At 44.5% G+C, this 26558-nt stretch carries 23 protein-coding genes; 20 read left to right on the top strand and 3 right to left on the bottom strand.

The window, feature by feature from the left end; genetic code table 11:
* Window positions 1–8: 8 nt before the first annotated feature.
* The 8 genes from MKX34_RS18790 to MKX34_RS18755 all read left to right on the top strand — a co-directional run bounded on the left by MKX34_RS18790 (window position 9) and on the right by MKX34_RS18755 (window position 9326).
* Window positions 9–1235 carry an O-antigen ligase family protein gene (locus MKX34_RS18790; RefSeq protein WP_076296246.1) on the top strand — a complete coding sequence of 409 codons (1227 nt, stop codon included), beginning with the start codon at window positions 9–11 and terminating at the stop codon, window positions 1233–1235.
* Window positions 1183–2493: a glycosyltransferase family 4 protein gene (locus MKX34_RS18785; protein WP_081383843.1), complete on the top strand. Its 1311-nt coding sequence runs from the start codon at window positions 1183–1185 to the stop codon at window positions 2491–2493. The genes MKX34_RS18790 and MKX34_RS18785 overlap by 53 nt, the downstream gene beginning before the upstream one ends.
* Before the next feature lie 66 nt (window positions 2494–2559).
* Window positions 2560–4470 (top strand): nucleoside-diphosphate sugar epimerase/dehydratase, encoded by a 1911-nt coding sequence (locus tag MKX34_RS18780; RefSeq protein ID WP_076296245.1) that lies wholly within the window; start codon window positions 2560–2562, stop codon window positions 4468–4470.
* A gap of 3 nt (window positions 4471–4473) precedes the next feature.
* The gene (locus MKX34_RS18775) at window positions 4474–5592 is read left to right on the top strand and encodes an LCP family protein (RefSeq protein ID WP_256717597.1); all 1119 of its coding nucleotides are present in this window, start codon (window positions 4474–4476) and stop codon (window positions 5590–5592) included.
* A 24-nt stretch (window positions 5593–5616) separates the two neighbouring features.
* Entirely contained in the window at window positions 5617–6243 is a 627-nt protein-coding gene (locus MKX34_RS18770; RefSeq protein WP_063829847.1) for a sugar transferase, read from the top strand.
* Entirely contained in the window at window positions 6240–7037 is a 798-nt protein-coding gene (locus MKX34_RS18765; RefSeq protein ID WP_076225191.1) for a GNAT family N-acetyltransferase, read from the top strand. The genes MKX34_RS18770 and MKX34_RS18765 overlap by 4 nt, the downstream gene beginning before the upstream one ends.
* Window positions 7030–8163 (top strand): GNAT family N-acetyltransferase, encoded by a 1134-nt coding sequence (locus MKX34_RS18760; protein ID WP_076272689.1) that lies wholly within the window; start codon window positions 7030–7032, stop codon window positions 8161–8163. The genes MKX34_RS18765 and MKX34_RS18760 overlap by 8 nt, the downstream gene beginning before the upstream one ends.
* Window positions 8160–9326, top strand: a complete 1167-nt coding sequence (locus MKX34_RS18755) for a DegT/DnrJ/EryC1/StrS family aminotransferase (RefSeq protein ID WP_076296243.1) — start codon at window positions 8160–8162, stop codon at window positions 9324–9326. The genes MKX34_RS18760 and MKX34_RS18755 overlap by 4 nt, the downstream gene beginning before the upstream one ends.
* Window positions 9327–9332: 6 nt before the next feature.
* Here the strand turns inward: MKX34_RS18755 and MKX34_RS18750 are convergent, their stop codons facing one another.
* Window positions 9333–10979 (bottom strand): glycosyl hydrolase family 28-related protein, encoded by a 1647-nt coding sequence (locus tag MKX34_RS18750; protein WP_036688232.1) that lies wholly within the window; start codon window positions 10977–10979, stop codon window positions 9333–9335.
* 101 nt (window positions 10980–11080) lie between these two features.
* Here MKX34_RS18750 and MKX34_RS18745 point away from each other — a divergent pair, with 101 nt between their 5' ends.
* The 6 genes from MKX34_RS18745 to MKX34_RS18720 all read left to right on the top strand — a co-directional run bounded on the left by MKX34_RS18745 (window position 11081) and on the right by MKX34_RS18720 (window position 18542).
* Entirely contained in the window at window positions 11081–12025 is a 945-nt protein-coding gene (locus MKX34_RS18745; RefSeq protein WP_076296242.1) for an NAD-dependent epimerase/dehydratase family protein, read from the top strand.
* Between the two features lie 27 nt (window positions 12026–12052).
* A complete protein-coding gene (locus tag MKX34_RS18740) occupies window positions 12053–13171 on the top strand; it encodes an acyltransferase family protein (RefSeq protein ID WP_052097105.1) in 1119 nt (372 codons plus the stop codon).
* A gap of 838 nt (window positions 13172–14009) precedes the next feature.
* Entirely contained in the window at window positions 14010–15065 is a 1056-nt protein-coding gene (locus MKX34_RS18735) for an LLM class flavin-dependent oxidoreductase (RefSeq protein ID WP_076296241.1), read from the top strand.
* 82 nt (window positions 15066–15147) lie between these two features.
* A complete protein-coding gene (locus MKX34_RS18730; protein WP_076146443.1) occupies window positions 15148–15831 on the top strand; it encodes a Crp/Fnr family transcriptional regulator in 684 nt (227 codons plus the stop codon).
* Window positions 15832–15939: 108 nt separating this feature from the next.
* The gene (locus MKX34_RS18725; RefSeq protein ID WP_076296240.1) at window positions 15940–16752 is read left to right on the top strand and encodes a DNA alkylation repair protein; all 813 of its coding nucleotides are present in this window, start codon (window positions 15940–15942) and stop codon (window positions 16750–16752) included.
* A gap of 239 nt (window positions 16753–16991) precedes the next feature.
* Window positions 16992–18542, top strand: a complete 1551-nt coding sequence (locus tag MKX34_RS18720; RefSeq protein WP_076296239.1) for an acetamidase/formamidase family protein — start codon at window positions 16992–16994, stop codon at window positions 18540–18542.
* Window positions 18543–18618: 76 nt separating this feature from the next.
* On the opposite strand, the gene MKX34_RS18715 is transcribed toward MKX34_RS18720, so the two are convergent.
* On the bottom strand, window positions 18619–19065 hold the full coding sequence (locus tag MKX34_RS18715; RefSeq protein ID WP_038571749.1) for an Lrp/AsnC family transcriptional regulator: 447 nt from the start codon (window positions 19063–19065) through the stop codon (window positions 18619–18621).
* A 569-nt stretch (window positions 19066–19634) separates the two neighbouring features.
* On the opposite strand from MKX34_RS18715, the gene tyrS reads away from it, so the two are divergent.
* From tyrS to MKX34_RS18700, 3 genes are all read left to right on the top strand, one after another.
* Window positions 19635–20894 (top strand): tyrosine--tRNA ligase, encoded by a 1260-nt coding sequence (gene tyrS, locus MKX34_RS18710; RefSeq protein WP_076098963.1) that lies wholly within the window; start codon window positions 19635–19637, stop codon window positions 20892–20894.
* 205 nt (window positions 20895–21099) lie between these two features.
* Window positions 21100–21387: a hypothetical protein gene (locus MKX34_RS18705; RefSeq protein ID WP_036688213.1), complete on the top strand. Its 288-nt coding sequence runs from the start codon at window positions 21100–21102 to the stop codon at window positions 21385–21387.
* 224 nt (window positions 21388–21611) lie between these two features.
* Window positions 21612–22856 carry an anaerobic sulfatase maturase gene (locus MKX34_RS18700; RefSeq protein ID WP_038571746.1) on the top strand — a complete coding sequence of 415 codons (1245 nt, stop codon included), beginning with the start codon at window positions 21612–21614 and terminating at the stop codon, window positions 22854–22856.
* 63 nt (window positions 22857–22919) lie between these two features.
* Here the strand turns inward: MKX34_RS18700 and MKX34_RS18695 are convergent, their stop codons facing one another.
* Window positions 22920–24119 carry an ROK family protein gene (locus MKX34_RS18695; RefSeq protein WP_076296238.1) on the bottom strand — a complete coding sequence of 400 codons (1200 nt, stop codon included), beginning with the start codon at window positions 24117–24119 and terminating at the stop codon, window positions 22920–22922.
* A 186-nt stretch (window positions 24120–24305) separates the two neighbouring features.
* On the opposite strand from MKX34_RS18695, the gene MKX34_RS18690 reads away from it, so the two are divergent.
* The 3 genes from MKX34_RS18690 to MKX34_RS18680 are packed head-to-tail and all read left to right on the top strand — an operon-like array spanning window position 24306 to window position 26526.
* On the top strand, window positions 24306–24968 hold the full coding sequence (locus MKX34_RS18690) for a chromate transporter (protein WP_256717124.1): 663 nt from the start codon (window positions 24306–24308) through the stop codon (window positions 24966–24968).
* A gap of 11 nt (window positions 24969–24979) precedes the next feature.
* Window positions 24980–25513, top strand: coding sequence for a chromate transporter (locus MKX34_RS18685; protein ID WP_036688207.1), 534 nt, complete (start codon window positions 24980–24982; stop codon window positions 25511–25513).
* A 35-nt stretch (window positions 25514–25548) separates the two neighbouring features.
* On the top strand, window positions 25549–26526 hold the full coding sequence (locus MKX34_RS18680) for a formylglycine-generating enzyme family protein (protein ID WP_081382414.1): 978 nt from the start codon (window positions 25549–25551) through the stop codon (window positions 26524–26526).
* The last annotated feature ends 32 nt before the right edge of the window (window positions 26527–26558 follow it).

Raw genomic sequence — 26558 nt, 5'->3', positions numbered from 1 at the left:
CCTACACCATGCACAATTTATTTCTGTTTGCGGTCATGGGGTACATCATATGCCTTCCGGCGCAGATTGATTTTGGGGGAGCCTTCCGTATCGCCCCGTCGGATCTCTTCTTGATGTTAGGTTTATTTGCCGCTGGATTCCATCTCAAATTGGACCGGAGGATATTCAGTTCATGGCATTGGGGCATGCTGTTCATTTTTGTTTTAGCTTCCTTTGTATCCATTTGGCGCAACGGCTTCATTACTCAATACGCCCTGTTGCAAAAAGATATTGGATTTATTCTCCTTTTGTTGACCTACATCATGCTTGTGCAAGCAGCAGATAGCTGGGAACGGTTATATAAAATGCTCCGATTTTTCCTGATCAGTGTGCTGCTCTTAAATGGTGTTGCCCTATTCGCTTTTTTCAGCGGAGTAAAGGTTCCGTTCATGGTGCAAGACGGGCGGTTGTCCGGCATGTTAATTGATCCCAATGCATACGGGGGATTGCTGGTGACGGCTTTTGCCATTCATATCATGACGAGTGGGGAGAAGATAAAGCTGCTGCGGGGATGGGTCAGCATACTAGCGACAATAAGCTTAGCCGGGGGCATTATGATGACTTTCTCGCGCTCGTCTTGGATTGGTCTGTTCCTAGTATTACTTACACTTTTGATTACCAAACCGTCCAGACTGATCAAGATCGGAATGGGGTTTGGGGTGGCATTTATAGCTCTGCTGCTGTATAAAGGCACCGCTTATCTAAATGTGCTGGAGTCTATGTCCAGCAGACCTTCCCAGATTCAGTCGCGTCTTGACATCATTGACAAAGCGGTGGATTGGATCGCACAAAGTCCGTTATTAGGCATTGGGCTTGGTTCCTATAATTACGAACTGCGCATTATTATCCACAACACCCCTATATGGTTTTTGACTGAATTCGGCTTATTGGGCTTGATTGTATATGGCGGATTTATGATTTGGTTCTTCATTGTGGGTATCCGTTCTTATCGTGCAGCAGATCCGATTCATAGACCAATTATTATGGCATTGCTGCTGTCCCATGCGGCGATGATTGGGTTATCGATGGGCATTGAGGCGTTATTCCAGCGGTATTGGTGGTTCATGATGGCGATGAACGGAGCTTGCATCCGGTTAACAGACAAAAACCTGAAAGGAGAGATGCCCTATCGAACCCAACACGTTGAAAGGCCAACTGGGCGCAAGCTTCGACAACGAGCAGAGCAACCTCAATAAAAGCTCAATTAAGGACATCGGGAGTGTTCCAGCTGAGGAAGGCTTACAAGCAAAGGTTGCTTTTGTAGCCTCAATATATGGGCATTTCGAGAGTTTTCATTTACCTTACATGGCGTTATTGCAGCAAAAAGGGTGTGAAGTCCATGCTTACGCTCAGCCGGGCGAAGCCAGACAGCGCTTGGAACAGCGGGGAATTGTATGTCACGACGTACCTATACAACGAAGTCCTTTACAGTTGAAGAATTGGACGGCTCTGCGGATCTTAACTAAAAGCTTCCAAGCGGAAAAATTTCAGTTCGTCCATGTACATACACCAGTGGCTTCGATTCTCGGACGGATTGCAGCCCATAGAACAGGTGTCCCCAGCCTATTGTATACAGCTCATGGTTTTCATTTTTTTAAAGGTGCTCCTCTTCTGAACTGGATGCTTTATTATCCGTTGGAGTATTTGATGGCCCGTTGGACGGATGTGCTGATCACTATCAATAGTGAAGATTATGAGCGCGCTCAAAAATTCCCTGTCCGAAAAAAAGTAACTTATGTGAGTGGAGTCGGGCTTGATCTTCAGGTATACGGTAGCGGTGAGAGGGATAATGAAGTTGCAAAAATGAAGGGGGAAAGTCGTCGCCAGCTATTTGATTTACCTAAGAGATACAATGATAATCCTTCATTCGTTGTTCTCTGCGTCGCTGAGTTAAATGCTAACAAGAACCAAAAACAGTTGATCGAAGCACTACATCATTTGGGTGATCAAGCAAGCGATATTCATCTAGCATTCGCAGGTACAGGTCCTTTCGAGCAAACTCTTGTAGAACTTGCTACTCGGTTAGGGGTTAGGGATCAGGTGCATTTTCTGGGGTTTCGAAGAGATATACCGGATTTGCTACAAGCGTGTGATGTTGCGGCACTCGTGTCCTATCGCGAGGGGTTACCCCGGGCGATTATGGAGGCGATGGCAGCAGGTAAACCCGTGATCGGCACACATATTCGGGGCATTCGCGATTTGATTGAGCATGAGTCAACGGGCATGTTGGTTCCAGTAGATGATATTGCTGCTACGGCAAAAGCACTGGTTCAACTGCGAGCGGACGCAGCTTTGACCGCAGCAATGGGGAAAGCGAATAAGGACAGGATTATTCGCTATGGATTGCCTGCGGTGCTTTGTGAAATGGACTCGATTTATATAGAAGCGCTGAATGAACCAGGGATAAAGCCATTTCAGTCTGAATTACAACCGGGTCTGACAGCAGATAGATAATTCATTCTCGCATATACGACAACATACGAATAAACGAATAATTAGTTAATTAGGGAGAAAGAAGTGATGAAAATGCGGATCGTACGTTTAGTCATGTTGGATGCGGGAATTATAGCGGCTTCAGTGTGGCTTGTGTTTTTACTTCGGTTTGATTTTCAAATCCCTGAGCAGTACATGTGGATGCTTCCGTGGGCGATACTCATTCACATTATGGTGTACGCAGCGTTCTCATTTGGATTCAAGGTGTATAACAATATCTGGCGATACACCGGTATAGGTGAGTTATTGCAGCTGCTAAAAGTGAGTGCTTTAACACTCTGTGGAGTGGTCGCTGTCAATGTATCTACGCATGTATTCGTCCCTTCTTATCGATTGCCGATTTCGATTTATTTTGCAGCGGGATACGTATTTCTCGGCATTGCCGGCTTACGTTTAGTAAACCGTCTCATCAACGATAGATTTGAAACAGCGGGGGCAAAGGGTTCATCCGAAGGCAATCTGCTAATCGTAGGGGCAGGGAAAGCAGGCATCCTCGTTACCAAAGATATCAAGCATTCAAGATTTAAATTCATGAACCCAGTCGCTTTCATAGATGATGATATCTCAAAGCGCAAGCTGGAGCTTATGGGGTTGCCGATTGTCGGTAACCGTAACTTCATTCCCCAGGCAGTCGAGCAGCTGGATATTTCGTTCATTATCATCGCTTTGCCTACGGCTCCTCAAAAGGAATTACTGGAGATCATCGAAATCTGCAAATCTACCAAAGCTCAGATCAAGTTAATGCCTAGTATGACCGATATTTTGGACGGGAAAATGGCCATTAACATGATCCGTGAAGTATCCGTAAATGATTTGCTGGGGAGAAGCCCCGTAGAAATTAATACGGAAGAGATTCGTGAGAATTTGGGAAGCGAGTGTATTCTCATCACGGGTGCAGGCGGTTCAATTGGTTCGGAGTTATGCCGGCAATTGGCTGCGTATCGTCCAAAGGAAATGCTGCTTTTGGGCCATGGAGAAAATAGCATTTATCTTATTGAACAAGAGTTGCGGCAGTTATATCCCGATCAGATCATTCATCCCATTATAGCGGACATTCAGGATGTATCGCGGATCGATAACGTTTTCCAAAAATTCCGCCCCTCCATTGTGTATCATGCCGCTGCTCACAAGCATGTTCCTCTTATGGAGATGAATCCAGTAGAGGCAGTTAAAAATAATGTGATCGGCACAAGGAATGTAGCGGAAGCGAGTGCTAAATATGGCGCTAAACGGTTCATCCTCATCTCATCGGATAAGGCGGTTAATCCTACCAGTGTTATGGGGGCCACGAAACGAGCCGCGGAAATGATCATTAATGATCAGAATTCCTTAAGCAAGACGGTTTTTGCTGCTGTACGTTTTGGTAATGTGCTGGGCAGTAGGGGAAGTGTCATTCCGTTATTCAAAAGACAAATCGAAAACGGCGGCCCGGTGACGGTTACACATATGGATATGGTGCGTTACTTCATGACGATACCCGAAGCGGTACAGTTGGTTATTCAAGCAAGTGTGCTGGCACAAGGGGGAGAAGTGTTTGTGCTGGATATGGGTAAGCCAGTTCGTATATACGATCTAGCGAGGGATTTAATCCGCTTGTCGGGTCTCGAGCCTGACAAAGATATTCCCATTGTGGTCACTGGCATTCGTCCTGGAGAAAAATTGTTTGAGGAGCTTTTGACTGAAGAAGAAGGGTTATTGGTCACTAACAACTACCGTATTATGATTAGCCGCCCGCAAAGCGTCTCCAGATCTGAACTGAATTTGGTGTTGGGGGTTCTGGAGAACTTGTGCAAACGGTATGAACTGATGCCAAGCAGTCATCAGATCAAAAAACTGCTAAAGCAGCTAATTCCAAGCTATTCGGGTTTTCAGGAAGAACCGCAGGTGGGTACACATGATCTTGAACGCATTAAATCCGAAGTTCATGCGGGAATCTGACCTATGAAGTCGACTAAGCATTCATGGAGGACAAGATTATGGGGCAAGCGCGACAAGCCAATTACAGGTAAACGTTCACGCATGCGGCGGGTGGGACGATACAGCCTGATTGTTATTCTTGTTGTGGTTGTAGTTGGGGGGATCTGGATTGGAGGGATATTGAATCCAGAGCATCGTTTTAACAAGGCGATTCTTAACCCCTTGACGATCCCTAGCTCTAATGTGGTTACGGACAATGAAGAGAGGGTGCAGCCGCTCAGCACACCAGCCCCACAAGCGCAAACGGATGAGCTTATCCTAACAACGCCTACACAAACTCCAACTGCGGCGACATCCCCAGCAGACAAGAAAAGCTCATCCTTTAATGTAGTGCTAATTGGAACAGACACTTGGGGGGGAGAAAGCTCGCGGGCAGATACGATCATGGTTGCCCATGTGATGCCGGATCAACGGAAGGTGAATATCGTATCTGTGCCGCGGGACACGCGGGTTTATGTGCAGAATGTCGGTTATACCAAGATCAATCATGCACATATCGTTGGTGAGACAAAGGGTGGGAATCAGCAGGGTACGCTGACACTGATTCAAGCCGTTAGTGATTTTATGAATATTCCTATTCATTACTACATCAAGACGAACTTCTCCGGTGTTCGTGATTTCATCGATTCGATTGGCGGGATCGATATGCTAATTGATCAGGATGTGACCATCACTCCGGAGATCACCATCAAGAAAGGTGAGCAGCATCTGGATGGTGCCCACACGCTTTATTTAGCAAGGGAGCGCTACTCGACTCCGGAGGGTGACTTTAGCCGCCAACGGGAGCAGTTCAATATCGTTCGGGCTGTAGCCAAAAAGCTATTAAGTCCGGAACACCTTCCTGATTTAGCGGGACTGCTACTACATGAAAAGAAAGACATTATTGATACGAGTTTTAGTGACAGTGATTTGATCAGCTTAGCTTGGCTATTCAAGGGAATAGATTCCGCTGATTTTGCTTACGAACAGATTCCTGGCCATAACAGCTCTGCTCTAGATCCGCTCGTCCGAACTAAATTGTATTACTGGAGTGCTAATTCGGAAGAGGTAAAGTCACTCACAGAACGTCTTTTTACGGAATAAGAGAAAGGCGGGGGGATGACTACCATGTATCGCCATATGAAGCGGGGCTTCGATTTGGTGGGAGCGATCTTTATGTTAGGTGTGTTTAGTCCGGTCATGGCTGTAGTGGCGTTGCTGATTCGGATAAAGTTGGGAAGTCCTATTTTGTTCAAGCAGCAGCGGCCGGGAATGGGAGAAAGACCCTTCTACATCTACAAGTTTCGAACCATGGCTGAAATGTATGATGCGCAGGGCCAGCCGTTATCGGATGCTCGGCGTTATATCAAATTCGGCGGATTGATTCGAAAGCTGAGTCTGGATGAGCTGCCGCAATTAGTGAATGTTGTGAAGGGAGAAATGAGTCTGATCGGACCAAGACCTTTGCTCATCCGTTACAGCCCGCATTACTCTGAACGGGAGCGGCTGCGATTCACTGTAAGACCCGGAATCACGGGATTGGCGCAGGTATCTGGACGTAATACTTCGGAATGGAAACAGCGGCTTTCCTATGACGTTACCTATGTTGAGAAGCTGAGCTTTAGATTAGATGCGTTGATCTTATGTAAAACTGTGCTGAAGGTTATCCGCCAAGATGACGTTGTGGCCAATCCGGGTGAGCATAGTCTGCCGCTCGATGAGTACAGAATGAACCAAAAGGAGGGGTCGGCATGAATTTGCGGTTTAGTCCGCTTCAGGAAGATGATATTCACCTTGCATGCCGGCTCTTACAGAGCAACTTGCCAGAGTCAGTCTACAATCAAACCATATTCGCCTGTGGCGGTTATCCCGAATATTTGAAAGCAGCATGTAAATGCGGAAGCCATTCAGCAACACTGCTGATTGGTGCCTATTCTGAAGATCTTCTTATTGGATTCGCTGAATGGAGAAGAATGGAGCAGATGCTGGTTCTGAATAACTTGAATGTGGACGCAGCTTATCGAAAAGACGGCATCGGCGGCAAGCTTATGGCCTACGGGGAGACGTTAGCCCAAAAGGATGGCATTTCGAAGCTGGCACTTGATGTATTTTCGTGGAATGAGCAAGCTCATGCTTGGTATTTGCGGCTTGGTTTTGCAGAGGAAGGCCGGACTTACTGGTATGTAAGAGATTTGGCTCCATCGATTGATAGGGATAGAGAAGTATTGGCGTACATCATAGATGATTACCCGATGGCAGAGGCACATCATCAAAAGTATGGATTCTCTGCTCTTAGGATTAGAACAAAAAAAGAGACTTCAGTAGTGGGCCGGCTAGGTGAACAGTATTATCGTATCCAACTGCAAAATGGAGGGTGGAGTGGCTGCAATCTTTTGACAGACGTATTAATGGATTTAGACCGGGAGAAAAGGCTGCTGTTGCTTTCTTCAGATGCTTATTTGCGTGAGCGAGACCCCGAGCTAATCTTAAGCACTGAAAGTATACGTATGATCAAAATATTGGAGAATCAAGAGGTGTTGTATGAGTAACTTCATCGTGCTAGGCAGCTCTAGTTCAGAGGAATGGGATGCCTATTTGAACCAGTTAGAGACGAAGGATATCTATTTCTCCTCAGCGTTTTTTCGGCTGTTTGAGGACGGAGAGCACCAGCAGGCAGAGCTGTTTGTATTCAAGCAGGGAGACCAGCTCATCATTTATCCTTACTTGCTTCGTTCCATAAGCCATCTTCCTGCTGTAATCCAACTGGGGCTTGAAGGTGATTGGTACGACATTAGTACACCTTATGGATACGGGGGACCGATATCGAATCTCCCTCCAGGAGCCGAACGAAGTGAGCTGTACCGGCAATTCAGTGAAACGTTCACGGATTACTGTAGAGAGAAAAAGATCATGACTGAGTTTGTGAGATTTCATCCCTTAATAGGCAACGCTACGGAATATCAAAGCGGGCTTACTACCGAGTGGAATAGAAATACAATTTATATTGATTTGACTGTGGGTTCGGAGGCAGAGCTTATCCGGAATTATGGCAGCAATCATAAACGGAATATTCACAAAATAAAGTCTGCGCCCTTTACAATTCGGAATTCCAATCTGAAAGATCGTATTGAGTCCTTCAGTGAATTGTATTACGGAACACTAAATGATTTACAGGCGGATTCTTTTTATTATTTCCCCAAAAAATTTATAGAAGATACTAGTTATCTACTTGAGGGGAGAGTAGAGCTATTCGAAGCTATGGTTGGGGAGAAAACGGTGGCAACCAGCATCGTGTTACATGAACGACCGTGGATGCATTATCACCTATGTGGTTGGGATCGCGCCTATCTGCAGTGGTCACCTACCAAATTGCTAATTCACGCAGCAGCCAAGTGGGGGATGGAAAATGGCTTTGAACGTTTTCATCTTGGCGGGGGATATAAGGGGAATGACGACTTATTTCAATTCAAGCATAGATTCGCGACACAACTGGAACCCCTTGACTATTACTTAGGTAAACGAATTTTTTTTCCAGAGTTGTATGAGCGGATCATATCCTTTTGTGACACTAGAGTATCAGGAAGTTACTTTCCGCTCTATCGGCATCCAGATCTCGATATGATATGTATTCCATCTGGAGAAATCGGTCCAAATGGAGAAAGGAGCTTCGCATGAGCATTCGTCAAACGAGCATTCTGCCACGAATCTTGTTATCCCCGCCGCATATTAGTGGACGTGAGCAGGTCTACATGGAGGAGGCGATACACTCTGGTTGGATTGCTCCTATTGGTCCGCAAGTCGATGCGTTCGAGCGGGAGATGGCCGCCTACACAGGATCAAAGGGTGCACTAGCGTTAAGCTCTGGCACGGCGGCGATTCATCTCGCACTTCGTCTAGCCGGTGTCACACAAGGAGATTACGTGATCTGTTCAACGCTCACGTTCGTTGCTAGCGCCAATCCTATTTTATATTTGGGGGCCACCCCCGTATTTGTCGATTCAGAGCCTGAGACCTGGAACATGTGTCCGCTGGCTTTTCAGCGGGCCTGCCAAGATTTGAATGACAAAGGACTGCTGCCAAAAGCGGCTGTTGTCGTCAATTTATACGGACAAAGCGCAGATATGGAGCCCATTGTAGAAATAGCTGACCGATATGGAATTACCTTGATTGAAGATGCTGCCGAATCATTAGGTGCTTTCTATCAAGGCAAGGCCAGCGGAACCTGGGGCCAATTCGGAATCTATTCTTTCAACGGAAATAAGATTATTACAACCTCAGGTGGGGGCATGCTCGTATCCGACGATACCGAAGCCTTAGATCAGGCGCGCTTCTGGTCTACGCAAGCCCGAGACACTGCCCCTCATTATCAACATTCCGAAATGGGATACAACTATCGGTTAAGCAACCTGTTGGCAGCTATAGGACGCGGTCAATTAGAACTGCTTGAAGAGCGGGTTGAACGGCGCAGATCTATTGGCCGGCGATATAGGGAACGTTTAGGTTCCATACCGGGTCTTCGTTTTATGCCGGAAGCACGCAATTGTCGCAGCACGCACTGGTTGAGTGCGCTGACCATCGATGAAGAAGTGGCGGGGTTCTCTTCACGACAACTTCTGTCATGTCTGGAACAGCACAATATCGAAGCTAGACCTGTATGGAAACCGCTACATTTACAACCCTTGTTCGAGAGCAATTACTACTATCCTTACAGTGAGGAATACAGTGTATCAGATAACTTATTTTCAACAGGTGTCTGCCTGCCTTCTGGAAGCTCTTTATCGGATGAGGATTTGGGACGTGTCATTTATGCGATAGAGACATGTAACCAATACCGTTGATTCATCTTATTTAGCCTTCCATCCGCTGGCAGCTGATCCGCTTTCCTTCACATACAAAGTGGCTTGTGCCGTGCCATCCGTTCGCATGGCCAGACTGCCAACTGGGGCGGTTACGACTCCCTCGGGCGAACCCTCCACTATGAACACCGCGGGCAACACTGCCCCGCCAGTGAGGCGAATGGCCCGTTTGAAGTTACCGTAGGTCGAGAACCATTCAGGAAGCGAATAAGGATTATACAAGGTACCTAGTGATGTGCCTTGCATACCGATTAGTGTTTCGAATTCTAGAATTCGCTTTACTTTCACTGCCCGTGTATCGAACACAGCTACATTATTGAGGCGCAGAGACGGTTTAGCTGCACCGTAAGAAGAGACTAGCACTACCTGATTGGTTCCGCTATTGCGGACGATCATATTGTCGACAGTAGCCATGACGTCAGACTCCGTTGTGAATAAATGCAAAGTACTGCCCGTTAAGTCCTGTGCATCCATCGTCCCCACATAAAGATCTCCCCCGTCGATTCGTACACCACTTGCTAAGGTGGAACCCGAGCCGTACATTCCTAACGAACCGATATGCAACCTTGGTTTACCTCCGGCAGCATTAAACGCTGCATAGATCGCAGGGCCTCCGATGCCATCGAACTTGGCGCTAGCGATATCAATAAATTGTGAATAGATCGTCTGTAGACCGAAGTTAGCTTTATGATCGGTGGAGCGGATAGCCAAATGATTGATTTTCAGCGTCAGTCCATAGGACAGTAAGGCAGGACTTACCGATCCGCTTACACGCATATCTAGTGAACCGATGTCGAGTGTCCAGAGTCTAGCGATAGCATCTGTAAGCCCTGCTGATAGATCGTTACCGAAACCAATGGTAGTCAAGGAGTCGAATCGCTGATAAAAGCTGCGCGTTCCTTTAAAGACGTCGGGTTCAAGATCGAGAGAGTTAGCGCCAGTAAAACCCGGTGCGCCACCGCGGCTATTATTCAGGACTGCTCTGTTGACATGAAGCTGGTCTACAAAATGGACCACAAAGTTCTTTCGTCCAGCAGTCTCACAGCGTGCATATCCGATGTGCACATTAACGGAGGGGATTTCTTCTGTCCCCCCAATGAAGATATTATCTCCATAGCAATCGTGAGAGTACACTGACTCTATCGTTATATTTTGCGAAGAAGATATGAACAAGCCGTGAAGTTGATCGTTGACGGCTGTTTTAACAGTCGATGCACTTCCATCAATTTCAAGGGTGCCCGCGATTGTAATATTTGAGGCATTTAAGATGACTAGAACCCTAGTGTCTGAGGGTGGATTCGGGGCAAGCACAAGTTTGGAGCCGGCTTCAAAGCTTAAATTCGTTTTGGCCGGAATTCGAAGACACCACCAGTCGAGGACGGAGGGGTTACGCATGCGTCCCGAAGATACCTTATATACACCAGGAGGAAAGATTACTACTTTGTTTTTGGCGTTTCCCGCATTGATAGCATTTTGAATCGCTACTGTATCGTCCTTGATACCGTTTCCTACAGCGCCGTACGATCGGACGTTCACATAACCGTTAGTCTCAGGGTCTAATTTAATAGATGTGACCGCACCATCAGAAAGAATGGACGTAGTCACCGAGCTGTCTGGAATAGGGGCAGTAGCCATATACTTCACTCCTTTATACTTTGATTTTGTATTTTATGTGAATTTTTCGGGGAATGCACGGTACAAAGATCACTCTTAGCGGGCGAAAGGAGTTTTTTATTTTGAAGGTATTGGTAACTGGGGGGTTAGGCTTTATTGGGTCCCATGTGGTTGATCGGCTAATAAAAAAGGGCATAGAAACTGTGATTGTAGATAATGTATCCGGAGCCTCCGGTCTGACTTATATGAATCCTGCTGCGGTTCTGTATAAGTACGATATTCGGGATGAGACTTTGCATGAAGTGTTTAACCTTGAAAAACCAAATGCAGTCATTCATATGGCTGCACAGATCGACGTCAGAGAATCACAGCGGAACCCGTTATTTGATGCGAATGTGAATATTGTTGGCACGCTGAATGTACTGCGCATTTGCGAGATCCATCAGGTTCAAAAGCTAGTTTATGCCTCGTCGGCAGCGGTTTACGGGAACCCGGAATATTTGAGCATTGATGAGCAGCACCCCTTAAATCCCGAGTCCTGCTATGGTGTATCCAAAAGTGTACCAGAGTCATATATTCGGATGTTTGCCAGCTTACATGGGCTGAAATATACGATACTGCGTCTCGCTAATGTATATGGGCCAAGGCAAAGTTCACATGGGGAAGCTGGCGTTGTTTCCGTTTTTCTGGATCGTATAAAGCAAGGGGAGGATCTCGTTATCTATGGGGACGGTGAGCAGACTAGAGATTTCGTCTATGTGGAGGATGTGGCGCAAGCGTTCGTTGATGCGGTTCAGACCGACGGCAGAGTGAATAATGAGACGATGAATATTAGCTGCGGAATACCAACCTCGATAAATACGATGGTTCGGATGTTAGGGGACATCACGGGTCGGGATTTCCTGACAACCTATGCGGATCCTCGTCCGGGGGATATTCTCCATAGCTATTTAAACAATCAAAAAGCCCAGGAATTATTGTCTTGGTTCCCTAACCATAACTTTCATACCGGGCTGGAAAAAACAATTACTGACCGCTTAAGTGTAGGAAGCGCAGTAGATCATTAAAAGCACCCATTGAAAGGGGCACTCCGCATGGAACGCAAAATGAACTCGGAAATGTTCGTTCTTCGTAGTGTAGCCTGCTTAAGTATAGCCCTGCTGCATGCTCTTTATCGGGTTTATGACGATGGAAATACACCTTGGGTAGAATCGGTGGGTTTACTGCTAACGTTTGGCACACCTGTATTCGTATTTATCTCCCAATTCGTGTTGTCATTTGCCTATCCCAATGAAATTCCAGCGAGATTTTGGGAGAAAAGAATCAAGTATATTTTATTGCCTTACTTTTTTTTCGGGACCTTGTATGCAGGACTAAAAGGATTGGAGATGTCGGGTAGTGACGGCATTCCTTTGCTGCAGGCTTTTTGGTATTACCTCTGGCGTCATTTGCTGATTGGAGATTTCCATGGCTATTTTATACTGATTATCTTTCAGTTTTATGCTTTATTCCTCTGGTTTCAGACGTATGCGAAGCGGCTTAACCCCCGCACTATTCTAATCGTATCGTTCCTTATTAACGTTATCTATTTGGGTTTCTTCAACTTTACTACGCCCGCAGATACGGCTGCCGCCCATTATTTCTGGGATAAAATGTACTGGATTTTCGCACCTGGTTGGATTTTTTACTTTACAGTAGCCTATTACTTGGGACGAAATGAGCTGTGGTTCCGGGAAAAATTAAAAAAGTTCCGCATAGCGGTATACACGCTCCCGGTTCTGACAGGTGCGCTTGTGCTGTTCGTGAATAGTCAAGGCTGGATAACGGCGCATAGCTCCAAAAGAATTGATATGCTTCTATTCGCCTTAAGCATGATTTTGCTGCTCTTCTCCGTGGCATCGAAAATGAAGAAAGTGCCACGTGTACTGGAATGGAGCAGCAGATACTCTTTTGGCATATACTTGCTTCATCCTTTGCTATTGGCTATATTCGTCAAGCTTCCAGCTTCATTTGGGTTGCAAAACCTTGGGCTATTCAGTGTTCTGCTGCAATTTGTTGGTTGTGTGGTAGGCTCGGCACTTATAATGAATTTAGCGAATCGAATTCCTGGCGGAGCGTATGTATTCGGTCGGATCGGTGTAGGGATAAACCCAAGCAAACCACCGAAATCGCTGGATAAGCCGATAACTCCGAGTATTGGGAATGCAAACTAGCTTGAACTTGACCGGCCGCTAATCGTCTGTGTTTAGGTGATTAGTGGTCTTTTTTTGTTTTTGCATTTATTGCGATTACTTCGCTAATTACATTGCTATTACATCGCGATTACATCGCGATTACATCGCACTAGCAGCATCCTCTCAATTCTCATAAAAAAGCAAAATAGTTGTAAAAAGTACAATTAAGCTCTTATGCTCGCAGCTTTGGGGCAGTTTAATTGCATATTTTACAACTATTATTCTAGAATCCCGCCATATTGAGGCAAATGCTCGTATTTAAGTGTACAGAGTGCAACTAAATCCACAAAGGCTACCTTCAAAGCGTATATAGTTGCACAAAATACAATTAAACAAACTTCGTCGTTACCTCATCTTAGCTACACTGTGCATTGGTGGTAGAGGCAATTAAACAAACTTCGTCATTACCTAACATTAGCTGTACTCTGGCACATTGGCGACAAAGTCCCAGTATAATTGTTGTATTGTAGTCAGTTCACACGAGGTTTTGTTTGTTCGGACCGTATTGCAGCTATTTTCACTTTTTAGTTGATTTTACGATAGTTTCGGACTGTATTGCGCTTATTTCCATAAAAACACACATTATGGAAGCTACTTTACACGAATAGCTGCATCTAAGTCCGATAATTTAGCAAAATGAATGAAATTATTAAAATAACGGCTCCTCAGTCCGATCTATAGTGAGGGGGATCTAATTAGATGAACTTCGATTATAGTCGAAGGGAACTAAATTAGTTAGAATAATTAGGTAGTCCCTTTATGGTTTTTTACATCCAGAGAATAATACATTGTGCAGAATATTAGGAGGAAATGAATAGTGGAACTTGGAGTAAGCACATTTGTCGAGACCACACCGGATGTCCAAACGGGTGAGACAATAAGTCATGCAGAACGACTACGTGAAGTAGTGGAGGAAATTGTACTTGCCGAAGAGGTGGGATTAGATGTATACGGAGTAGGTGAGCATCATCGGCATGATTATGCGGCATCTTCACCTGCGGTTGTACTGGCTGCAGCTGCTTCGTTGACTACTAAGATCCGGTTGAGCAGTGCTGTAATGATCCTGTCTTCAGCCGATCCGGTGCGTGTGTTTCAGGACTTTGCAACGCTGGACGGAATTTCGAACGGACGTGCGGAGATTATGATCGGCCGGGGTTCGTTTACAGAGTCTTTTCCTCTATTCGGATATGATCTGAAGGATTATGAAGAACTGTTTAATGAGAAGCTGGAATTGTTATTAGCCATCCAAAAGTCAGAAAAAGTGACCTGGAAAGGCAAACACCGAGCAGCTATAGAAAATTCGGGGATTTATCCGCGTCCGGTTCAAGATCCTTTACCGATTTGGATCGGGAGTGCAGGAAGTCCAGAGTCTGCGATCCGCACAGGATCACTAGGTTTGCCTTTTGTTTTAGCGATTATAGGGAATGTTCTACCGCTGGATTATGCGTCACATGTACAGCTTTACAAAAAAGCAGCAGCTGAAGCCGGGCATGATATTTCAAAATTTCCAATCGCTTCGCATTCACACGGGTTTATAGCGGAGACTAATCAGTTAGCGCTGGAGAAATTTTTCCCTTCAACGCATGCCCGGACCAATGTGCGGGCGAAGGAAAAAGGAACACCTCCGTACCATCGTGCAGATTATGATGCAGCGTGCAGCTTAGATGGCGCCCTTTACGTAGGTGATCCAGAAACTGTTGCTAATAAAATCATTCATCTGCGCAAGCATGTGGGAATTACGCGATTCTTTTTACATGTGCCGCACGGCACGATGCCTCATGAGGATGTTATGCAGGCGATTAGACTGCTTGGCACCGAAGTGGCCCCACGTGTTCGGGAAGAAGTAGCGCGCTGGGAAGCAAGTAATCGGTAATTTAGTAAGCTGCGTCCTTAGGACGTGGCTTTTTTTGTAAGGTATACTGAAGAAATGAATAACGTTTTATACAGGAGGGGCAATGGATAAAATTCATTATTTATCTCAATTCAATTTGCTTCAATCGTTAGGACTGGAAGACCTAATTGAAATGGAAGAATTAACGCGAATAACAGTAGTCCCCAAAAATACATATATCCAAACACCGTCAACCTTTTCTGAAGGACTGTTTTTTGTGAAAAAAGGGAAGGTTCGTTTATACCAATTAAATGCAAACGGTAAGCAATTTACATCGGATATCCTTAATGAAGGCAATGTTTTTGGTGAAATGGGTGTGATTTCTTTTGGAACGAAGGAACATTATATTGAAACGATTGAGGAAAGCCATATCTGCACAATTGATCCTGGAAGGTTTGAAGAATTCATCTCTCACCGGCCTAGGTTTATGATGTCATTATTGCAAGTATTGAGCGACCGCATAAAAAGTATGAGTCAGTTAACGCAAAATCTAGCCATCGGAAATCTGCATGATAAAATATTGTGCGTTCTTTTAAAGCTGGCGGATCAGCATGGGGTTGAGCATGAGGATAATTGTTACAAAATTAATGTTCCTCTATCGCATCAAGAAATCGCTAATTTAATTGGGGCCAGCAGAGAGGCTGTAACAGTGGCACTACAAGAATTGGTGAAAGCTGAAGTTATTCGGACAGGGTTCAGAACTATCTATATCCAGCGAGACAAGATTTTGGAAAGAAATATAACATAGCTATCGAGTTGTAAACGAGATTACAGCTTCATTTTTAAAAACAACGGTATCCTAGCTATGACATGAAGGTGATTTAAGCTTTCAAATCATAGTGAAGGGACGATTTCCATGGAACACAGGAAGGGCGCTCGGAAGGTTACTGAAATTCCCGTTGAGATTGTAGAACTGCTGAATAAAGGATATTTACAGACCGTGAATTTAACGGAATGGCTTGCTGTGGATCATCTTATATTGCTGGAAAATGTACTGAGTGAGCTAGTTTTTGAACAGGAAGCTAAACCAATATTACAAAGGCTGAATGCGTTATCGGAAAAGAAAATCATGAAGCTCATCCCGGTGATTTCACGTGAGTGGCAGCTTCTATTTGACTGTAAATCACAGCTGGAACGTTCCCGACTATTTGCTGTGTTAGCTCATCATAAATCCGATAGTGTTCGCTGCTGGGCTGCTTATATCGTGGGCCAGAATCATCAATGGAGTCTAGTTCAAAAACTAACAGCAATCCGTCCTTTTGCAGCGGATGGTCATTTTGGGGTGCGTGAGATTTCTTGGATGGCTTTGAGGGAATCAGTCATTGCCGAGCTGGAAGCGTCCATTGAATTGTTAAAGGTTTGGGTTCATGACCAGGACGCGAATATTAGGAGATTTGCGGTCGAATTGACGCGCCCACATGGGGTATGGGCAAAGCATATTAAAGCGCTCAAAGAAAATCCAGCGATTGCCCTTCCGCTATTAGAACCGCTTAACTCTGATCCGGCAAAATACGTTCAGGATTCTGTAAGCAATTGGTTAAATGATGCTAGCAAAATCAATCCGGCATGGGTACAGCAAATTTGTGATGAATGGTTGAACCTATCGGGTACCAAGGAAACAAAGCGGATTGTAACCCGGGCAACAAGAAGTATTACTGATCAAAAATGAAATTAGCGCATCACTTTAGACTGGATATTCAAACGCCAAACACTATGGACTAATATGTGTTGGCGTTTTTTATTATGGAGTTAACTTGGATAATTCAAGAGAAAGACTACTTCCTATTTATTATTTAAACCAAACTTCGTGAAAATATTTATATTGTTAATCCTCAGGTCATCTGTTATACTCAGAAACACCAAATGTTATAAAAACTAACACTAATTAAAGGAATGGAGGATTTTCGTATGAAAAAACAAATAATTCGTAATGTAGGCGTCACGTTATCCATGTTTTTAGTGGTGAATTCGTTATCCAGTGTCATGTATGCTAACACATCGAATGATGCGTATAAGCCAAAAACCCATGTTCTGAAGGCGAATTCGGAGACTGTTCGATGGGGGAATATTGGTAAGGGAGATCCAGCTCTGACTGTACATTCGGGAGACATCGTAACGGTTGAGGCTATTACACATCACTCTGGTGATGATTACGAGCGGATGATTAAAGGAGATGCGGGAGTGGAGGATATTTTCCACTGGATTGAAGGGGAGAAGAACGAAGCGCTCCGCGGGCCAGGCGTACATATTATGACGGGTCCCATCGCAGTAGAAGGTGCTGAACCAGGGGATGTGCTGGAAGTGAAGATTCTGGACATGAAGCTGAGACCTAATGGAAATGAACAATACGCTGGAAAAACATATGGCGTGAATGCCGCGGCGAACTGGGGTTATCTATACGGAGATATGGTGGAGGAGCCGAAAAGGCGTGAGGTAGTAACCATCTATGAGATGGATACGGAGGGTGGAACAGATTATGCAACAGCTTTATATAACTACAAATGGTCTGTGCAAACCGATCCGGATGGTCAAGTGCACCCGACAATTGACTACCCGGGTGTTATCGTTGACCATAAAACGATTGATAAGAATTTCGATGTGCTAAAAGGTGTGAAAATTCCGGTGCGTCTCCACTTTGGTACAATGGGTGTGGCGCCGAAAGAAGCGGATGTTGTTGACTCCGTTCCACCTTCTTACAACGGCGGTAACGTAGATGATTGGCGGATTACCGAAGGTGCAACGATGTATTATCCTGTATCCGTAGCTGGTGCACTACTGTCGATCGGTGACCCGCATGCCGGTCAAGGCGATTCGGAGATTAACGGTACTGCGATTGAGACATCGGTCACTGGGGATATACAAGTTATTCTTCATAAAAAAACATCGCTTAACAACAAGCTGAAAGGTTTAAACTTCCCATTACTTGAAAATGAGAACGAGTGGGTCGTGCATGGATTCAGCTACGCTAATTATTTGGAGGAGCTGGGGGCTAGTGCTCAGACGGATATCTTTAAAAACTCATCCATCGACAAAGCAATGAAGGATGCCGCTCATAAAACAAAAGATTTTTTAATGGCTGGAATGGAATTGAGCGAAGATGAAGCATACTCTCTGATGTCGGTGTCAGCTGATTTTGGAATTACACAAGTGGTGGATGGAAACTGGGGCGTTCACGCCTTAATTGATAAAGGTCAATTCGGCGATTCCGAGCGCAAGCCCGTGGTTTTACGGAGCAGCTTTGAGAACTTTGGAGCAAAGGTTGGCTGGCAGCCAGCCACTAAGACAGTTACGCTGAGCTATAATGGCAATGTACTGGAGATGAAGGTTGGAGCGACAACGGGAATTTACAACGGAGAGACAGTGAAGCTTGTAGCCCCATTAAGTGTTGTGAATGAGAAGGTTGTGGTCAGCGAATATTTCGTGAACTTTTATAAAGCTAAGCTGGCTAAGACAGAGTAGGACGAAATAGCAATTATTTGATAATTCTAATAAAAATCCAGATGAGAAAAGAACCGTCTATAGGCGGTTCTTTTTCTTATATATTTAAGCCGTCTTGATTTTTGTGGCGTTTCAATAAAATTTGGTTTTCTACACGTACCAGTCCATCCAGACAATAGATTGATTCATGCATAAACCGTTCCATCTCTTCAAGATTCTCAACTAAGATGTGAATATGCAGAATACAAGGTCCTGTCATTTCGTATAATACAGCTACACGTTCGTTTTCTTTTAATACGTCGACGATATGATTCAAATGAGCAGGTTCTACTTCAAGTTCCAGGTAGGCGGAGATTTTCTTTCCTAACTTTTCGGCACTGATGACAATCGAGAACTGTTCAATAATCCCTTGATTGACTAGCCTATCAATACGGTCTTTCACCGCGACACTTGATAAACTGACTTCTTTAGCTAGATCAGTATAGGAAATTCTGCTGTTTTGGGCCAGCCGCATCAAAATATGGTTATCGATAGGATCTAGCATGCGGATTCGTTCACCTCTTTTTTCGTAATTGTATCAGAAAAAAAGTGGAAATGCCTAGTAGCGCTTTACAGTAGAAGTGTGTGACGGCATTCTCTGCTGAAGATAGTTGACATAAAAGAATTATTTCACTATACTGGCTGTAATCTTATATACGATATACGTTGAAGGAGCCCAGTAGTAACTTAGTCCCTGTTCCAGAAAGCCGGGGGTTGATGAAACCCGGTACACACTAAGCTTGCGAATTACACTTTGGAGTATCTCGGGTAACACCGAGCGGAATGGCGAACGATATCTCGTCAAGAGTGGTATCAATGGTATGCTTGAGCATAAGCGTTTCATGGGTGCAATCTGGGTGGTAACACGGTTATTCAATCGTCCCTATGTCTACAATAGACAAGGGGACGATTTTTTTGTTTTTAAATATAAGGATTTATAGGGTTCACTTCATCAATGATCCTTATATTTCTCGCTGAAACGGTACCGTCCTAATCAGGAGGGCAAAGCCGTTTCCGCTTGGCGGACTGATGTTTCATTATAGGATAACTACTAATTTTGAGGGGTGTAAGGCAATGAATATTATCGACGAACTAGAATGGCGCGATGCCATCAATCAACAAACAGATGCCGAAGGGCTTAGAGAACTGACCAATCAAAAATCGGTATCCCTGTACTGCGGTGTAGATCCAACTGGTGACAGTATGCATATTGGCCACTTGATTCCATTCATGGTGCTCAAAAGATTCCAGCTGGCAGGACATCGTCCGGTTATTCTAATTGGTGGGGCTACGGGAACGATCGGTGATCCAAGTGGACGTCAATCCGAGCGCTCTTTGCAAACGCTGGAGCAAGTCCAAGCCAACGTTGATGCACTTACAGCACAAATGAAAAAATTGTTCGTGACTGATGGCGACAATCAAATCCGCATGGTGAACAACTACGATTGGACGCATAAAATCAATGTTATCGAATTTTTGCGTGACTATGGTAAAAACTTCAGTATCAATTCGATGCTTGCCAAGGATGTTGTAGCGAGCAGATTGGACAGCGGAATTTCCTTTACGGAATTCTCCTACCAAATCCTGCAATCCCTGGACTACCTGCACCTGTTCCAGCATGAAGATGTGCAGCTGCAAATCGGTGGTTCTGACCAATGGGGGAACATCACAAGTGGCTTAGATCTGATTCGTAAAAAAGAAGGTTCTGAAGCGGTGGCATTCGGACTTACCATCCCGCTTATGCTGAAAGCCGATGGTACAAAATTCGGTAAAACAGCTGGTGGAGCCATTTGGTTGGATCCGAACAAAACGACAGCTTTTGAATTCTACCAGTTCTGGGCAAATACAGATGACCGTGATGTTGTGAAATACCTGAAGTACTTTACATTCCTCTCTAAAGAGCAAATTGATGCACTAGCAGAAAAGGTGCAAACCGAACCGCATAAACGTGAAGCGCAAATAACACTGGCTGAAGAAATGACCAGATTCGTGCATGGTGAGGAATTGCTGGCGCAGGCTAAACGCATTACTGCCGCTCTGTTCAGTGGAGATATTAAATCTCTGACCGCTGACGAGATCGAGCAAGGCTTCAAGGAAATGCCGACCTACGAAACGACATTGGAGTCCAAAAATATCGTGGAGTGGCTGGTAGATCTAGGAATTGAGCCATCCAAACGTCAAGCGCGTGAAGACATCACCAAAGGCGCAATTTCCATGAACGGTGAAAAAGTTAGCGATGTAGCATTTGAAGTTACAGCCAGCGAAGCCATCGGCGGACGTTTTATCATTATCCGTAAGGGTAAGAAAAACTACAGCCTGGTGAAATTGTCCTAATAATAAGAAGCCTTCCTTATGAATAAGGAAGGTTTTTTGTTGTATTTTAAGTATAGAGGCAGACTATTTGCATATTAAGTGAAATTTGAAAGGTGAAATCGTCAAAATTATGGTAAGCTTAGGATTCGTGTGATTTATGGATTAACATGATATTCTACAACTATAACAGAAAATTAGGAGTGGTAATTTGAGAAGACAAAAACCAATGACCATGGAAGAATTGATGAATGAGTTACAAGGACAGAAAACGTATCAAGAAGATCCCAATCACATCTCTTTCGAGAAATTGTTTAATGAAGCGTTTATGAGTAAGTATTCCAATTACAAAAGTTTCGATGAGTTTGTAACCAAAGGGAACTTTCAAGTAAAGACAGAAGAAGATGTTGCTGACATACCTGATGAACTCTTTGATCGTCATGTTGTTAGGGAGACGAAGTTTGCGGATTGGAAATCCATGTTGGAAACAGCAAATAGAGAATACGTCCGTAATTAATAAGACTTAGTCTCTAACTACCGTTAGTTAGACTCATCCACAAAGAAACTGCACACCCTTATTGCTTTGTTCCAACGGACAATGGGGAGTGCAGCTTTTTTATGCCCAGTTATTCGACCAGCTATGATGTTTTACTCATCGTTGACTTGCAGATCTATGATTTAATTGAACAAATAGGAATTAGGTTCTACAAAGATAGTATTACATAGGAGGGGCAGAATCGTATGACTGCATGTATACAAACCTCTAAGCAGGAGACCCTTCATGTCATGTGGAAAACCGTCTCAGAGGATTGTAATCTAGCCTGTGATTATTGCTATTACAGTACAGCCGGGGGACATCCTCAGCAACCGATCCGGGTGATGGATACGGAGCTTCTGGAGCGGTTTATCGCTCAGTACATGAAAAGATCATCAGGGATAGCGACTTTCTCTTGGCAGGGTGGGGAGCCATTATTGGCCGGACTTTCGTATTTTGAACAAGTGATTTCATTTCAAGCTAAGTACGCTCCGCCTCATACGATGATCAGTAATGCACTGCAGACCAATGGAACGCTTATCCATGAGAAATGGGCGAAATTTTTTAAACGGTATAACTTTTTGGTTGGGATTAGTCTGGATGGCCCAGAGCCTATTCATGATGCTCATCGTGTAACGGGTTCGGGGAAAGGCAGTTATAGTCTAGTTATGCGTGGGATTCGTCATTTACAGAATGAGGGTGTGGAGTATAGTATTCTGACGGTGATTCATGAAGATAACGTGACGAAACCAGAGGAGTTGATGGCATTTTATCTAGAACATACCTTTCCGAATATTCAGTTTATCCCCTGCATGGATTTTGTTTCTCAGAAAAGTGATGTAGCGGGACGTTTCCGAATTACACCTGAACAATACGGAGTCTTTTTATGCCGTACATTTGACCTTTGGTACAACGGTGGGTATCCAGAGCTTCCTATTCGTATTTTTGAGAATATGCTTCTTGTATTCATGCATCGTGAGGCAGAGTTATGCGTTCACAACTCATGTTGCCCGAAGATGATGGTGCTTGAAACGAACGGGGATGCCTACCCTTGCGATTTCTTTATTGATGAAGAGCATAGGTTAGGAAATATCGGCCAAACTGACCTGAAAGCGCTGCTAACCAGCCCAGTATATGATGATTTTTTGTTAATGAAGCCCAATATGAATGAATCATGCTATAAGTGTGAGTACCTTAGCTTTTGCAATGGGGGATGTCCGCGCAACCGGAATTGGCTTGATGTTAATGATCGGACTGAGGTTGATTATTTCTGCCATAGTTACAAAATGTTCTACTCACACGCCTATGAACGCATGTTATTACTGGCGAACCGACTTAGATCGGAGCGGATGCTGGAGTACAGGAAAAGTGCAAAACCACTTCCAGGTCGAAATGATCCATGTCTCTGCGGAAGCGGGAAGAAATTCAAAAATTGCTGTCAGGCATTATAGCTTTGACTAGATAAGGTTGTCCCAACAGTCATGCAAAGGATTGGGAACAACCTTTTTGTTATGCTATAGAACCATATGATTTCTCGCCATTATTGCCGCACCAGTCACCACAGCTTCTTCTTTTAATATACCTAGGGAGAAGTGAGGTTGGTATTCAGGATAACGGTAAGTGTTTCTCTGTGCCACCTCCACCGCTGTTTGGAAAAACAACTCGTGAGAGTGAATGAGCGCACCGCCTAGAATGATGGTCTCTGGATGAAACAGGTTGATAACGTTAGCGAGCCCGATCCCGAAATGGCTGGCAGCTTGGGTAAATAATTCACGCGCATGTGGATTACCGTCTCTAAAGGCTTGTACCAATACATCATAAGTCAGCTTCTCAGGCGCCACTTTATATCTTTGGAGGATCAGATCGTTGTCCATTTTCGCCTCCGAGCGTGCACTTTGTTCTATGGCCTGCACAGATACAAATGCTTCCAGAGCCCCGTAGTTCCCGTCATGATTTAATCGGGGTCCATCTGTCTGGATGATCATTTGACCAATGGCATCTTCCATATCCATTGTGCCATGAACAATACTTCCATGCGACATCATCGCATAGCGGAGTCCTGCTCCAGCATGTACATAAAGCATATGCTGAATGTTTGCGTGACGGATAGACCATCGTTCCCCAAGCAATGCGGAATTGGCACCGTTGTCCAACCAAGCTTTGAACCCCGTCCGTTCCTCCACCAATTTGCAAATCGGAAGATTGTTCCAGCCCGAAGAAGGGAAGTGCAGCGGCTTTAGGATCAAGCCATGTTCCCGATCAAGTGGCCCCACAGTCCCTATTCCTATCCCGATGATTTGACTGTCCACTAACTGATGGTCCCGAAGGAAAGCGCGTATTTGATTACTGATATGATCTATAAATCTTTCAGGTGTGAATGCCTGATCCATTCGCCAGTGAACAATTGATTTTGGGTTCATTTGCATATCAAATAAACCAAGAGAAGAATACACCCTGGAAATCTCTAAACCGATTATATAACCGTAGAAAGGATTGATCTGGTATAAAATAGGTCTTCTGCCGCCGCTAGATTCTCCAAATCCGCTTTCTATCAGCAAGCTTTCTTCGGTCATCTCATCCAATATCCGCGTCATTGTGCTTTTGGTAAGTGAAAATGTCTGTAGAAGATCTAACTTGGAAACAGTGCCTTGTTCGGCGATTCGGTCGTATAGGAGTTTTTTTGGTGATGGAATTTGTGTCGAGCGCTTTTCCACGATATACCTCCAAGCTATATATAGGATGAACTTGTAAGATCGTTTTTTATATAGTTTGTATTTATTAACATGAATATAGTATAACTCATAAACCCTTGGTTGTATTTTACCGTTCAAAAAACTTAATTCCATTTTGGGAAAAAGTGATATAATGAAATTACGACAGATTATAAAAGGGTGGATTCCATGAGAACAACTATGAAAACAAATATGATACCGAATACAGACCTGAGGATAAGTCTACTGTTTCAGTTGTTTTGGGTATTTGTTCGAATTGGTCCAGTAACCTTCGGGGGAGGTTATGCGATGATCCCTATGATCGAACGGGAAATTTCAGCTAAACGAAAATGGCTGGGTGAAGAAGAGATGGATGAAATTCTATCTTTAGCTGGTGCTGCACCTGGTGGTGTAGGTGTAAATGCAGCGGCATTCATTGGTTATCGTCTTGCTGGTGTGACGGGGGCGATTGCTGCAATCGCAGGGATAACGATTCCGACCTTTATCATTGTTTGTTTGCTTAGCGCCGTGTACTCCCAACTGGCCGACCAACCAAAAGTCATTGCCGCTATGAAAGGGATTAATGGTGCAGTTATTGCTTTGATCCTAGTAGCTGCATATCGAATGGCCAAGAACGCTATAATTGACAAGACTACCGCAGTTACGGCGTTAGTTATACCGGTTGTTTTACTGGTTTTCGGAATTAATCCCATTTACGTGATTGCAGTTGGTTTATGTATTGGGTTTGTATATCTGCAAATTAAACAGCTCTTAGGGCTCCAAGTTCGAACGGAGAAGGAGTCCTTGAAAGCTTCTGATGAAGAATCGAATTATCCGGAGTATTACATCTAGGGGGAAGCGATGTGATTTGGAATTTATTTTTCACTTTTATAAAAATAGGTCTTCTGTCTTTTGGAGGAGGGTACGCCATCATTCCGATGATTCAGCATGAAGCCATGGCTGGGGGTTGGTTATCCGAAGGGGAATTTCAAGAGGTAGTTTCCATCGCAGGGATGTCACCTGGTCCTGTTGCGACGAACAGTGCAACCTTAATCGGATATCGTATAGCCGGAATGGAAGGAGCGATTGTGTCAACATTAGGCATGGTTCTGCCCTCATTTTTAATCATCATTGTTATTTCTGTCTTCTTTTATCGGGTGAGGGATAGTCAATGGATTAAAACGTTATTTTATGGTTTGCGGCCAGTGATTACAGGCTTGATTGCCTATGCTGCGATTCGTTTTGGCTTAAATAGCGTGGAACATGCTTTTATTACTTGGCAGACCCTTGGCATGTTGATCATTGTATTCGCTGCACTTTATGGTTTAATGAAATATAAGCTGCATCCGCTCACCATTATCGTTGCTTCTGGCATTCTTGGGGTAGCTTTTTTTTAGACAGAGCCGGGACGATCCCAGATTGGAGGTAAATCATGTCAGAGAATATAAGGGCATGTTGTTCAGCTAGTCGAAATCAAGTCGCGAAACAAGAATCTATTGATGTTTGTAAGGAGAACACAACGGTTCAAGGAGTAACAGGGGAAAAAGATTTCTCGGACATGATCCTTATCCCTGGAGGCACTTTTCTTATGGGGACGGATGATAAGGAAGGGTTCCCCGCAGATGGAGAAGGGCCGACTAGGAAGGTTACCTTATCTTCCTTTTTGATGGATGTAACGGCGGTTACGAACAAGCAGTTTGCTGCTTTTATCAAGGAAACAAACTATGTTACAGATGCGGAACGTTTTGGATGGTCTTACGTGTTTCATTCTTTTGTTTCCATGGAGACAGGGAAAAAGGTGACCCAAGTAGCCACTCAAACCCCCTGGTGGTGGGTGGTGGAGGGAGCGGATTGGTGTCATCCTGAAGGTCCGGATTCCCATGTAGATGAACGACATGATCATCCGGCTATTCACCTATCATGGCATGATGCGGATGCATATTGTCGCTGGGCTGGTAAACGTCTGCCTACGGAAGCGGAGTGGGAGTATGCCGCACGAGGAGGACTGGTTCAGAAACGGTATCCTTGGGGGGATGAATTAAAACCAGGCGGAGAGCATCGCTGTAATATATGGCAGGGAAAGTTTCCCGATAAAAATCATGCCAGCGATGGTTTTGCAGGTACCGCACCTGTAAGTTCCTATCTGCCTAACGGCTATGGTCTTTATAATATGTCAGGAAACGTGTGGGAATGGTGCGCGGATTGGTTTACTAAAGACTATCATTTATCTTCCGAATCCGTGAATCCGAAAGGTCCAGTAAGTGGTGTCGCAAGATCGATGCGCGGAGGATCATATTTGTGCCATAAATCTTACTGCAACCGTTATCGGGTGGCGGCTAGAAGCAAAAATACTCCAGACAGCTCTGCCGGAAATATTGGCTTTCGATGTACGGCTGATTATACAAGTTAAAGCACTTTTACGACTACTACATAAGAAGGAGG

The sequence above is a fragment of the Paenibacillus sp. FSL R5-0636 genome (genome assembly GCF_037974255.1).
GTDB lineage: Bacteria > Bacillota > Bacilli > Paenibacillales > Paenibacillaceae > Paenibacillus_AQ > Paenibacillus_AQ odorifer.
The sequence above is the reverse complement of the archived record's forward strand: the minus strand, read 5'-3'. Positions and strand labels throughout refer to the sequence as shown.

Bases quoted from the DNA above. Each gene is read 5' to 3' on its own strand.
- MKX34_RS18765 (WP_076225191.1), top strand. From the start codon at position 6,240: ATGAATTTGCGGTTTAGTCCGCTTCAGGAAGATGATATTCACCTTGCA.
- MKX34_RS18680 (WP_081382414.1), top strand. From the start codon at position 25,549: ATGTCAGAGAATATAAGGGCATGTTGTTCAGCTAGTCGAAATCAAGTC.
- MKX34_RS18755 (WP_076296243.1), top strand. From the start codon at position 8,160: ATGAGCATTCGTCAAACGAGCATTCTGCCACGAATCTTGTTATCCCCG.
- MKX34_RS18760 (WP_076272689.1), top strand. From the start codon at position 7,030: ATGAGTAACTTCATCGTGCTAGGCAGCTCTAGTTCAGAGGAATGGGAT.
- tyrS (WP_076098963.1), top strand. From the start codon at position 19,635: ATGAATATTATCGACGAACTAGAATGGCGCGATGCCATCAATCAACAA.
- MKX34_RS18790 (WP_076296246.1), top strand. From the start codon at position 9: ATGCACAATTTATTTCTGTTTGCGGTCATGGGGTACATCATATGCCTT.
- MKX34_RS18770 (WP_063829847.1), top strand. From the start codon at position 5,617: ATGTATCGCCATATGAAGCGGGGCTTCGATTTGGTGGGAGCGATCTTT.
- MKX34_RS18740 (WP_052097105.1), top strand. From the start codon at position 12,053: ATGGAACGCAAAATGAACTCGGAAATGTTCGTTCTTCGTAGTGTAGCC.
- MKX34_RS18700 (WP_038571746.1), top strand. From the start codon at position 21,612: ATGACTGCATGTATACAAACCTCTAAGCAGGAGACCCTTCATGTCATG.
- MKX34_RS18775 (WP_256717597.1), top strand. From the start codon at position 4,474: ATGAAGTCGACTAAGCATTCATGGAGGACAAGATTATGGGGCAAGCGC.
- MKX34_RS18720 (WP_076296239.1), top strand. From the start codon at position 16,992: ATGAAAAAACAAATAATTCGTAATGTAGGCGTCACGTTATCCATGTTT.
- MKX34_RS18705 (WP_036688213.1), top strand. From the start codon at position 21,100: ATGACCATGGAAGAATTGATGAATGAGTTACAAGGACAGAAAACGTAT.
- MKX34_RS18780 (WP_076296245.1), top strand. From the start codon at position 2,560: ATGAAAATGCGGATCGTACGTTTAGTCATGTTGGATGCGGGAATTATA.
- MKX34_RS18750 (WP_036688232.1), bottom strand. From the start codon at position 10,979: ATGGCTACTGCCCCTATTCCAGACAGCTCGGTGACTACGTCCATTCTT.
- MKX34_RS18725 (WP_076296240.1), top strand. From the start codon at position 15,940: ATGGAACACAGGAAGGGCGCTCGGAAGGTTACTGAAATTCCCGTTGAG.
- MKX34_RS18715 (WP_038571749.1), bottom strand. From the start codon at position 19,065: ATGCTAGATCCTATCGATAACCATATTTTGATGCGGCTGGCCCAAAAC.
- MKX34_RS18690 (WP_256717124.1), top strand. From the start codon at position 24,306: ATGAGAACAACTATGAAAACAAATATGATACCGAATACAGACCTGAGG.
- MKX34_RS18730 (WP_076146443.1), top strand. From the start codon at position 15,148: ATGGATAAAATTCATTATTTATCTCAATTCAATTTGCTTCAATCGTTA.